The following is a 10,872-nucleotide window of genomic DNA, read 5'->3' as shown; positions in this document are numbered from 1 at the left end:
CCTCCCGAAAAAATGAATTTAGTCGCGCAGCAAGTCGTTCAGCGAAGTCTTGGCCCGGGTCTGGGCATCCACGCGCTTGACGATGACAGCGCAATATAGGCTGTACTTGCCGTCTGCGCTAGGCAGATTGCCGGAAACAACCACGGAGCCGGCCGGAATGCGGCCATAGCTCACGGTGCCGGTGGCGCGGTCATAGATCTTGGTGCTCTGGCCGATGTACACGCCCATGGAAATGACCGAGTTCTCTTCCACGATCACGCCTTCGACCACTTCGGAGCGGGCACCGATGAAGCAGTTGTCTTCGATGATGGTGGGGCCGGCCTGCATGGGTTCGAGCACACCGCCAATGCCCACACCGCCGGAGAGGTGCACGTTCTTGCCGATTTGTGCGCAGGAGCCCACGGTAGCCCAGGTGTCCACCATGGTGCCTTCGTCTACATAGGCGCCGATGTTCACATACGAAGGCATCAGGATCACGCCCTTGCCCAGGTAGCTGCCACGGCGGGCCACGGCAGGCGGCACTACGCGCACGCCAGAGGCTTTCATGCCTTCTTCGTCCATGTGGGCAAACTTGGTCGGCACCTTGTCATAAAAGCCCAGGTCACCGGCCTTGATGATTTCGTTGTCCTTGAGGCGGAAGCTCAGCAACACGGCCTTCTTGATCCACTGGTGCGTAGTCCACTGGCCCACGCCTTCACGGGTGGCCACGCGCAGTTTGCCGGAATTGAGCTGAGCAATCACGTGCTCAACGGCTTCGGTAACTTCCTTGGGGGCGCTGGCGATGGACAGGGAGGCGCGGTTTTCCCAGGCCTGGTCGATGATGGTTTGCAGTTGTTGTGTCATGGCAAATGGTTGTGGTTGGAATCAGGATCTGGATTGCACGAACTGGACGATGCGTTGCGCTGCTTCTACGCATTCTTCGGTTTCAGCGACCAAAGCCATGCGGATACGCCCGGCGCCGGGGTTGAATCCTTGCGCTTCGCGCGCCAGATAGCTGCCCGGCAATACCGTCACATTGTAATTTGCGAGCAAGTCCCGCGCGAAATCGGTGTCACTGCCCTGGACCTTGGCCCACAGGTAGAAGCCTGCGTCCGGTAGCGCCACATCCATCACGGCAGACAACATGGGTGTGACCTGGGCAAACTTGGCCCGGTATTTGGCGCGGTTTTCCACCACATGGGCCTCGTCATCCCAGGCAGCAATGCTGGCTGCCTGCACCACCGCGCTCATGGCACTTCCGTGGTAGGTGCGGTAGAGCAGGAACTGCTTGATCAGTTTGGCGTCACCGGCACAGAAGCCGCTGCGCATGCCCGGCACATTGCTGCGCTTGGACAGGCTGGTGAAAGACACCAGATTCCTGAAGTCGCTGCGCCCCAGCTTGGCAGCCGCTTCCAGCCCACCCAAAGGAGGTTCATCACGGAAATAGATCTCGCTGTAGCACTCATCGGAGGCAATGACAAAGCCATATCGGTCGCTCAATGCAAACAGCTTCTCCCACTCGGACAGGGGCATGACCGCGCCCGCAGGATTGCCGGGGGAGCAGACAAAGAGCAACTGGGTACGCGCCCACACGGCATCGGGCACGCTGCCCCAGTCCTGTGCGAAGTTGCGTGCCGGGTCGGACGGCACAAAGTAGGGTTCTGCACCGGCCAGATACGCGGCACCTTCGTAGATTTGGTAGAACGGATTAGGGCACACCACCGTTGCGGATGTGCCACTCGCGCCGGGGTTTATGACGGTCTGCGCGAATGCAAAGAGCGCTTCCCGCGAGCCGTTGATGGGCAGTATCTGGGTAGCGCTGTCGAGCTTCAGTGCGTAGCGACGCTCCAGCCAATGTGCCATGGACGCGCGCAAGGCGGGGTCACCCGCAGTGGCCGGGTAAACCGACAGCCCACCGCTGTTCTGGATGGCATCGCAATAGGCCTGCTTGACCAGATCCGGCGCGGCATGGCGGGGCTCGCCAATACCCAGGCTGATGGGGGAATAGGCGGGGTTGGGCGTGACTTGGGCAAACAGCTGCCGCAAGCGCTCAAAAGGGTAGGCCTGCAGGCGGGACAAATTGGGGTTCATGGTGCGGAATTATGTCTGAGCATTGGCTACACTCGCACAGGCTTGGCATGCTGTTGTCTGCCAAGCCTGTGCATGAGGAGTGCTATTCAATGTCAACGCCAACATTCACCTATCTGGATACCGAGCTGGCCTTTTCCCAAATTGGTGATGCACAAGTGATGGACAGCATGCTGGTCATGCTGCAGGAGTCGTTGCAGCGGGATATTGCGCTGATAGCCGATCTGCTGGCTTCGGACGAACTGGCCGGCGCCAACCGGGTGCTGCATGCGCTCAAAGGTTTTGTTCCCATTTTTTGCTGTGAAGGCTTTTGTACACAGGTGGTCGACGTGGAGGCACTGAGCAAGGTTGGCCCCTCCAGCAATGTTGCACAGGCCTATGCGACCCTCCGACCCGAGTTGCAGCGGCTACTGGATGACGTCAACACGTATCTGGCGCAAAGCCAAAGCGCTGCCTGAACGAATCACGGAGCCCTCCATGGATATCAAAAGAGCGCGCGTGGTGGTGGTTGAAGACGAAAAGATCATGTGCACATTCGTCATGGGCAATTTGCGCCGGCTGGGCATTCTGGATCTGTTTGCCTTTGAGGACGGTGCCTCTGCCATGCGTGAACTGCCCAACCTCAAGCCCGACCTGATCATCACCGACGTGCACATGCAACCCGTTGGCGGTATTGAGTTTGTGCGCAGCCTGCGGGCCTCACCCCATTCCCAACTGGCCAATACGCCGGTGATTTTCCTGAGTGCGGATTCCAGCGCGGCCACTGTGGGCGAGGTCCTGCCGCTGGGTGTTGCGGGGTACATCGTCAAGCCGCCCAGCCTGGCTGCCATGGACGCAAAAATAGAACTGGCCCTCAATGGCCCCAAAGGCAGCAAGCCGCGCTAGTAGCCGCCACCGTGCAAGGAGTTGCCTGCACGGTATCATCGAAGCTTGTGCCGCGCTAGCGCGGCTCCATAAATTCCAATGAAATCAACCGCTTAACGCAAGCTAGACCGTCACGTGCGTCTCAATTCAATCAAGTTATCGGGCTTCAAGTCATTTGCAGAACCCACCAACTTCCTGTTGCCGGGCCAACTGGTCGGCGTGGTTGGGCCCAATGGTTGCGGGAAGTCCAACATCATGGACGCGGTGCGCTGGGTCCTGGGTGAGAGCAAGGCCAGCGAATTGCGCGGCGAGTCCATGCAGGACGTGATCTTCAACGGCACCAACACGCGCAAGCCGGCCAGCCGCTCCAGTGTGGAGCTGGTGTTCGACAACACCGACCACCGGGCCGGAGGCCAATGGGGCCAGTTTGGCGAAATCGCCGTCAAACGGGTGCTCACCCGCGACGGTGGCTCCAGCTACTTCATCAACAACCAGCCGGTGCGTCGCCGCGATGTGCAGGACGTGTTTCTGGGCACCGGTTTGGGCCCGCGAGCCTACGCCATCATTGGCCAGGGCACCATCAGCCGCATCATCGAATCCAAGCCGGAAGAGTTGCGCCTGTTCCTGGAAGAGGCGGCAGGCGTGTCCAAATACAAGGAGCGCCGCCGCGAGACCGAGAACCGGCTCAGCGACACCCGTGAAAACCTCACCCGCGTCGAAGACATCCTGCGCGAGCTCAACGCCAACCTGGAAAAGCTGGAGAAGCAGGCCGAGGTCGCGCAGAAGTACAACACGCTGCAGGCCGAAGTCACGCAGAAGCAGCACCAGCAGTGGTTTCTGAAGCGCGCTGAGGCGCTGGCTGACCAGACCAAGGTGCAGACTGAAGGCCTGGCTGCCGTCAATGCGCTGGAAGCGCGCATGGCTGATCTGCGCCACATTGAATCCGAGCTGGAGTCAGTGCGCCAGGCGCACTATGCGGCGGGTGACCAGGTTAACCAGGCCCAGGGTCTGCTGTACGAAGCCAGTACCGATGTGGGCCGCTTGGAAGCGGAAATCCGCTTTGTGGTGGAAGGTCGCCAGCGCGTGGAGCAGCGCCTGGTCACGCTCAAGGAACAGATCGCCCAATGGGCCACCCGCAAGGAAGATGCGCAAGCAGAGATGGAGCGCCTGGCCGAAGTAGCCCTGTTGGGCGAAGAGCAGGCCGAACTGCTGGCCGCCCAGGTGGAAGACCAGGCGCAGCAACTGCCTGCCATGGAAGTGTCCCTGTCCCAGGCCCAGTCCGCCGCCAATGCGCAGCGTGGCGCAGTCGTGCAGGTGCAGCAGCAAATTCAGGTGCTGGCCGCAGAGCAACGCAATATCGAAGAGCAAAGCCGCCAGCTCGGCACCCGGCGCGAACGCCTGTCCGCCGACCACAATGCGCTCGCGGCGCCGGATGAGGAGCGGCTGCAATCGGTGCAGGAGCAGCTGGAAGAATCGCAGGAAGCCAAGGCCATTGCGGAAGAACGTCTGCATGAGCTGCAGGAATCGGTCCCCGCACTGGACGAAGCGCGCAGCCAGGCCCAAAAGACCGTCAATGAAGAGTCAGCCCGCCAGGCCGATCTGTCGGCGCGGTTGGAAGCGCTCAAGACACTGCAGGAAAAGGTCAAGACCGACGGCAAGCTGCAGCCCTGGCTGGCGCGGCATGGGCTGGACCATCTGCAGGGCTTGTGGAGCCGTATCCATATCGAGCAGGGCTGGGAAAATGCCCTCGAAGGCGCATTGCGCGAGCGCCTGGGTGCCCTGGAAGTGTCGCGCCTGGAGATGGTGCGCGCCTTTGCCAATGACGCGCCTCCTGCCAAGCTGGCGTTCTATACGCCGCCCCAGGCCGCGGTACCCGAAAGCGCCTCGGTCTTGCCACGCCTGTCGGACCTGCTGCGCGTGCACGATGCAGGCCAGCGCGGTGTGCTGGTGGACTGGCTGCACGGCTGCTACACCGCTGCCAGCTTTGAAGATGCCCTGGCCCAACGCAGCCAGCTCAAGCCGGGCGAAGCCATTTATGTGAAGTCCGGCCATGTGGTGAGTTCCCATGGCGTGAGCTTTTACGCCCAGGACTCCGAGCAGGCCGGTCTGCTGGCGCGTGCCCAGGAAATCGAGAATCTGGAAAAGCAGCTGCGCGCCCAGATGCTGATCGCCGACGAATCGCGTCTGGCCCTGTCGCGAGCTGAAAGTGCCTACGCGCAAAGTGCCCAGGCACTGGTGACCGCACGCCGCGAAGTGGCCGATGTGCAGACCCGCAACCACGCCTTGCAGGTGGAGGCCTTGCGTCTGACCCAGTTGGCCGAACAGGCCCGCGCCCGCAGCGCCCAGATCGAAAGCGATATCGCCGAGGTGGATGCCCAGCTGGAAGACCTGCAGGAGCGCCGGGCCACGGCAGAAGGCCGTTTCGAGGCGTTGGACATGCAGTTGGCAGACAGCCAGGAGCGCCACGCACAATTGGAAGAAACCGTCATCGAATGGCAGGGCAAGCTCAACCAGTGCCGCGAGCAGCAGCGCAGCCTGGAGCGCCAGGCGCAGGAAGCCAGCTTTGCGCAACGCAGCCTGCAGGCGCGCAATGCCGAGCTGTCGCGGGCCATGGAAACGGCAGACCAGCAAACGGCATCCATCCATGCCGAAGAGCAGCGTGCGCAGGAAGAATTGAACCGCCTTACCGATGCAGCCGCACAAGCTGGTCTGCAGAACGCACTGGCCCTGAAGCTCGAACGCGAACAGGCCCTGGCCGCCAAGCGCAGCGAATACGATGACCTGACCGCCAAGCTACGCGGCAGCGACGAGCGCCGCATGCAGCTCGAACGCGAGCTGGACCCCTTGCGCCAGCGCATCACCGAATTCCAGCTCAAGGAACAGGCCGCCCGCCTGGGCTTTGAACAATACGAAGCCCAGCTCGCGGATGCCGGTGCGGATCTGGTGGCCATCGAGCAAAGTATCAAGGACGGCAATGTGCGTCTGTTTGGCATGCAGAGCGACATTGACCGCATCCAGCGCGAAATCACCGCCCTGGGCGCAGTCAATCTGGCCGCATTGGATGAGTTGACCGCCGCCCGCGAGCGCAAGACCTTCCTGGACTCGCAAAGCGCCGACCTGACCGAGGCCATGAACACCCTGGAAGACGCCATCCGCAAGATCGACGCGGAAACGCGCGACCTGCTGTCGGGCACCTTCAACCAGGTCAACGAACATTTCGGCCGCATGTTCCCCGAGTTGTTCGGCGGCGGCAATGCGCGGCTGGTGATGACGGGCGATGAAATCCTAGACTCTGGCGTGCAGGTGATCGCCCAGCCGCCCGGCAAGAAGAACCAGACCATCCACCTGCTGTCGGGTGGAGAAAAGGCGCTGACCGCCATCGCGCTGGTGTTTGCGATTTTCCAGCTCAACCCCGCACCGTTCTGTCTGCTGGACGAAGTGGATGCGCCGCTGGACGATGCCAACACCGAGCGCTATGCCAAGCTGGTGGCCAGCATGAGCAAGAGCACCCAGTTCCTGTTCATCAGCCACAACAAGATCGCCATGGAAATGGCCGAGCAGCTGATCGGCGTGACCATGCAGGAACAGGGCGTATCGCGCATCGTGGCAGTGGACATGGAGTCTGCGGCCACCTTCGCCGAACTGGCTTGAGGGCTAGCACAAGATGAGCAATTTACAGATCGGATTGGCCGTCGCCGGTGGACTGGCGTTGGTCGGTGTCGTGGGCTACAACACCTGGATGTCGCGCAAGAATGCGCCGCGCCAGGCCGCGCCCGATGCACTCGTTGAGCCCGCCATGGACACGGTGGAGCCGGCTTTCACCGATGCAGAGGTCCATGCCACGGATATGGCCTTGCCGACACCGTCCAAGAAGCCGGCACTGGACGCGCTCATCGATGTGATTGCTCCTCTGACGCTGGACCCCAGCGCCGCACCGGTGTCTGGGGAAGCGGCCATTGCCGCACTGCCGGCTACACGCCGGGCCGGTACCAAACCGTTTGCGGTGGAGGGCTTCAACACCCAAACCCAGCAATGGGAAAGCCCGGCCAACGGACAGCGCTACAGCAGCTTTCAGGCCGGGGTGCAACTGGCTAACCGCACCGGTGCGCTCAACGAGATCGAATACTCCGAATTCGTCGTCAAGGCCCAGGCCTTTGCCGACGCGGTGGGTGCCACGCCGGAATTCCCCGAGATGCTGGACGAGGTGGCGCGTGCCCGAGAGCTGGATCAGTTTGCCAGCGCACATGACGCGCAGCTGGGTTTTTGCATCCGCGCGCGCAATGCCTCCTGGAGCCCGGGCTATGTGCACCAGAACGCTGCCCGCCTGGGCTTTGTGGTCGGTGTGATCCCTGGGCGCATGGTGCTGCCCGCCGCGCAGGAGGGGCTGCCGCCCGTGCTGGTACTGAGCTTTGACTCGCAGGCCGCATTGGCCGAAGACCCAGCGCAGTCTGCGATCCGCGATATCAGCCTGCACCTGGATGTGGCCCAGGCCGATCGGGCAGAACATCCGTTTGAGCGCATGCGTGACGCCGCTTTTGCCTTGGCGGAGGGCATGGACGGCGTGGTGACCGACGACAACGGCCAGCCTTTGGCGCTGGAGACTATGGAAGTCATCGCCTCCGAGCTGCAAACGCTGTACAACACGCTGGAGCAGCGCGATCTTGCGGCCGGCTCGGCAGTGGCACGTCGGCTTTTTTCCTGAGCCATTCCCCCATTTTTTAGAAGAGCATAGGCCATGGCCAATCTGGACTTGTTTGCAACAAACCCGGACGAGGCCCAGGATCGGTCTCGGCTGGATGCACTGCGCGCACAGTTGCACACGCTGGCGCACCAGTACTACGTGCTGGACGCGCCCACGGTACCCGATGCGGAATACGACCGCTTGTTCCGGGAGTTGCAGGCGCTTGAAGCAGCGCACCCCGACTGGCTGACACCAGACTCTCCCACCCAGCGTGTGGGTGGCAAGCCCTTGGACCAGTTTGCATCGGTGCGCCACGCCGTGCCCATGCTGAGCATCCGCACCGAGACCGATACCGAATCCACCGGCGCCGAGGCGTTTGACGCCCGGGTGCGCAAGGAGCTTGAGCTAGTCGAGGGCGACCCGGCCGTGGAGTACGTGGCCGAGCTGAAGTTTGACGGCCTGGCCATCAATCTGCGCTACGAAAGCGGCGTACTGTTGCAAGCGGCCACGCGCGGTGACGGCGAAAACGGCGAAGACGTGACACAGAACATCCGCACCATCGGGCAGATCCCGCTGCGGCTGCCAGCTGTGGTGCCGCAGGTACTGGAGGTGCGCGGCGAGGTTTATATGCGCCGGGATGACTTTGAAGCGTTGAACGAACGTCAGCGTGAGAAGGGCGAAAAGACCTTCGTCAATCCGCGCAATGCTGCAGCCGGTGCCGTGCGCCAGCTGGACCCTGGCATAGCTGCACAAAGGCCTTTGAGTTTTTTTGCGTATGGCCTTGGCGAAGTGACACCAGCAGAGCAAGGTGGCCCCGCCTTTGCCACCCATTACGGCATGTTGCAGACACTGAAGTCGTGGGGCTTTCCGGTTGCGGCACAAGTGGAAGTTGCGCACGGCGCGTCTGCTTTGATTGCCTATCACCAGCGTATAGCGCGTGAACGTGATCAACTGCCGTATGACATTGATGGCGTGGTCTATAAGGTCAACAGCCTGGCATTGCAGCGGCAGCTCGGGTTTGTTACCCGAGAACCACGTTGGGCAGTGGCCCACAAATATCCGGCGCAGGAGGAGATCACCAAGGTATTGGGCATTGATGTGCAGGTGGGGCGCACCGGCAAGCTCACGCCTGTGGCGCGACTGGAGCCTGTTTTTGTCGGTGGAACCACCGTGTCCAACGCCACACTGCACAACCTGTTTGAGGTGCGCAAGAAAGAAGTTCGTGTTGGGGATTCGGTGATCGTGAGGCGTGCGGGCGACGTAATCCCCGAAGTGGTGGGGAAGGTTCAAAGTGTTTTGAACCCGGAACCATTCAGGCACTATCCGCGAAGCCCCTATGTGCCCAATTTTCGCATGCCCACCAAATGCCCCATTTGTGGAAGCGATGTCGTGCGCGAAAAGGGAGAGGCAAACCATCGCTGCACGGGCGGGCTCTTCTGCAGTGCCCAACGCAAGCAGGCGATATTGCACTTTGCCCAGCGCCGTGCCGTTGAAGTTGAAGGTCTGGGCGAAAAGTTGGTGGATCAATTGGTAGAAAGCAATGTGGTCCGCACGTTGCCGGATTTGTACAAGCTCGGCCTGACGACGCTCGCTGCGCTGGAGCGGATGGCAGACAAATCCGCCCAAAACATCGTAGACGCGCTGGAAAAATCCAAGCAGACCACCTTGCCGCGCTTTCTGTTCGGGCTGGGCATTCGACATGTAGGAGAGGCCACTGCCAAGGAACTGGCGCGCCACTTTGGCTCGCTGGACGCCATCATGGACGCCAGCGAAGAAGTCCTGTTGCAGGTCAGCGATGTGGGGCCCATCGTGGCCAAGAGCATACGTACCTTTTTTGACCAGGCGCACAACCGCGAAGTGGTCGAACAGCTGCGCGCCTGCGGCATCCATTGGGAAGAGGGCGCGCCTACGTCCGACACGCCCAAGCCGCTGGCGGGCAAGACCTTTGTGTTGACTGGCACCTTGCCTACGCTGGGCCGCGATGCCGCCAAGGATCTGATCGAGGCGGCCGGTGGCAAGGTCTCCGGCTCGGTCAGCAAGAAGACGCATTTTGTGGTCGCAGGCACCGAGGCGGGCAGCAAGCTCGACAAGGCCAATGAATTAGGTGTTACCGTACTGGATGAAGCCGCTTTGCTGGAGATGCTGAAATGACCGTTCGGGACATATTGAAGATGGGCGATGCGCGCCTGCTGCGCGTGGCACAGCCGGTGACGGAGTTCGACACCGATTTGTTGCACCTGCTCATCACCGACATGCTGGACACCATGCGCGCGGCCAACGGCGCGGGATTGGCCGCGCCGCAAATCGGCGTGGACCTGCAACTGGTCATTTTCGGTGGTGATGGCGCCAACCCGCGCTATCCCGATCGCCCGCTAGTGCCGCCCACGGTGCTCATCAACCCCACCATCACGCCACTGAGCGACGAAGAAGTAAGTGACTGGGAGGGCTGCCTGTCCGTGCCCGGGCTGCGCGGCATGGTGCCGCGCTGGGCACACATCCGCTACACCGGTTTTGACCAATATGGGGACGCGATAGACCGGGTGGTTGATGGTTTTCATGCCCGCGTGGTGCAGCACGAATGCGATCACCTCTGGGGCAAGCTGTATCCCATGCGGATTCGTGATTTTTCACGGTTCGGGTTTACCGAGGTGCTGTTTCCTGGCCTTGCCAGCATGGAGGATGACTGAATGACCGCAACCGGCCGGATTCATCTGTTTGCCTTTGCCTGCGCTACGTTGTTGTCGGGTTGCGCCACGACCCGCGTGGATATTGCGCCGTCGACTCCCGCGAACCTGTGCCAGCCGATCGGTCGTGAGGAGACTGCGCTGGTCCTTTGGCGCACCCAGTGGCGCCCCGATCAGAAGGATGTGCTGGAACGCGTGCAGGCGGCAGATGCCGGAATCCGGCGTTTCTTCACCACATCGACCTGCTACACACGCGCTTCTGTTCGCCGCGTGGATACGCTTGCAGAGCCGGAACAAAGCACCGATTTGCTGGTGCAGGAGTCGCAGGCGGACGTGCTGGTAGCCCTCAAGATCAAGGAGCTGGGGCCGGTGGTCAAGATACTGGCGTCACCTTCGCTGGTAGAAGGCTTCACCGAAGTGGTCTTTGATCTGTCGGTGCAGCGCCGGGGCGTGCCTGAGGGCGCAGGGGAATACTCGGTTCACTGGACCAATGGCGGCCCCGGTGTGGTCAGAGGCACGGCAAGCCTGCCCAACGACATGCACGATGCCCTCGCGGCAGCCTTCTTCGCTCACTGA

Annotated in this window: 9 protein-coding genes; 7 read left to right on the top strand and 2 right to left on the bottom strand. The window is 61.6% G+C overall.

Going from position 1 to position 10,872, the window contains the following annotated elements:
• Positions 1-18: 18 nt before the first annotated feature.
• Positions 19-843, bottom strand: a complete 825-nt coding sequence (gene dapD / locus AAGF34_RS21135; RefSeq protein WP_342617681.1) for a 2,3,4,5-tetrahydropyridine-2,6-dicarboxylate N-succinyltransferase — start codon at positions 841-843, stop codon at positions 19-21.
• 21 nt (positions 844-864) lie between these two features.
• A complete protein-coding gene (gene dapC, locus AAGF34_RS21130; protein WP_342617680.1) occupies positions 865-2,070 on the bottom strand; it encodes a succinyldiaminopimelate transaminase in 1,206 nt (401 codons plus the stop codon).
• 89 nt (positions 2,071-2,159) lie between these two features.
• On the opposite strand from dapC, the gene AAGF34_RS21125 reads away from it, so the two are divergent.
• The 7 genes from AAGF34_RS21125 (at position 2,160) to AAGF34_RS21095 (ending at position 10,872) form a co-directional block, all read left to right on the top strand.
• The gene (locus AAGF34_RS21125) at positions 2,160-2,525 is read left to right on the top strand and encodes an Hpt domain-containing protein (RefSeq protein WP_342617679.1); all 366 of its coding nucleotides are present in this window, start codon (positions 2,160-2,162) and stop codon (positions 2,523-2,525) included.
• Positions 2,526-2,544: 19 nt separating this feature from the next.
• Entirely contained in the window at positions 2,545-2,952 is a 408-nt protein-coding gene (locus AAGF34_RS21120) for a response regulator (protein WP_342617678.1), read from the top strand.
• Between the two features lie 114 nt (positions 2,953-3,066).
• Positions 3,067-6,582, top strand: coding sequence for a chromosome segregation protein SMC (gene smc, locus AAGF34_RS21115; protein ID WP_342617677.1), 3,516 nt, complete (start codon positions 3,067-3,069; stop codon positions 6,580-6,582).
• A 13-nt stretch (positions 6,583-6,595) separates the two neighbouring features.
• A complete protein-coding gene (locus AAGF34_RS21110; protein WP_342617676.1) occupies positions 6,596-7,633 on the top strand; it encodes a cell division protein ZipA C-terminal FtsZ-binding domain-containing protein in 1,038 nt (345 codons plus the stop codon).
• A 33-nt stretch (positions 7,634-7,666) separates the two neighbouring features.
• Complete coding sequence (ligA, locus tag AAGF34_RS21105; protein ID WP_342617675.1) at positions 7,667-9,763, top strand: NAD-dependent DNA ligase LigA; 2,097 nt, start codon at positions 7,667-7,669, stop codon at positions 9,761-9,763.
• Positions 9,760-10,299 carry a peptide deformylase gene (def, locus tag AAGF34_RS21100; protein WP_342617674.1) on the top strand — a complete coding sequence of 180 codons (540 nt, stop codon included), beginning with the start codon at positions 9,760-9,762 and terminating at the stop codon, positions 10,297-10,299. The genes ligA and def overlap by 4 nt, the downstream gene beginning before the upstream one ends.
• Complete coding sequence (locus AAGF34_RS21095; RefSeq protein ID WP_342617673.1) at positions 10,300-10,872, top strand: hypothetical protein; 573 nt, start codon at positions 10,300-10,302, stop codon at positions 10,870-10,872.

Origin of the sequence: Rhodoferax sp. GW822-FHT02A01, from assembly GCF_038784515.1 — a bacterium.
Classification (GTDB): domain Bacteria; phylum Pseudomonadota; class Gammaproteobacteria; order Burkholderiales; family Burkholderiaceae_C; genus Allorhodoferax.
This window is presented reverse-complemented; position numbering and strand designations above follow the sequence as displayed.

Bases quoted from the DNA above. Each gene is read 5' to 3' on its own strand.
- dapD (WP_342617681.1), bottom strand. From the start codon at position 843: ATGACACAACAACTGCAAACCATCATCGACCAGGCCTGGGAAAACCGC.
- dapC (WP_342617680.1), bottom strand. From the start codon at position 2,070: ATGAACCCCAATTTGTCCCGCCTGCAGGCCTACCCTTTTGAGCGCTTG.
- AAGF34_RS21125 (WP_342617679.1), top strand. From the start codon at position 2,160: ATGTCAACGCCAACATTCACCTATCTGGATACCGAGCTGGCCTTTTCC.
- AAGF34_RS21120 (WP_342617678.1), top strand. From the start codon at position 2,545: ATGGATATCAAAAGAGCGCGCGTGGTGGTGGTTGAAGACGAAAAGATC.
- AAGF34_RS21110 (WP_342617676.1), top strand. From the start codon at position 6,596: ATGAGCAATTTACAGATCGGATTGGCCGTCGCCGGTGGACTGGCGTTG.
- ligA (WP_342617675.1), top strand. From the start codon at position 7,667: ATGGCCAATCTGGACTTGTTTGCAACAAACCCGGACGAGGCCCAGGAT.
- def (WP_342617674.1), top strand. From the start codon at position 9,760: ATGACCGTTCGGGACATATTGAAGATGGGCGATGCGCGCCTGCTGCGC.
- AAGF34_RS21095 (WP_342617673.1), top strand. From the start codon at position 10,300: ATGACCGCAACCGGCCGGATTCATCTGTTTGCCTTTGCCTGCGCTACG.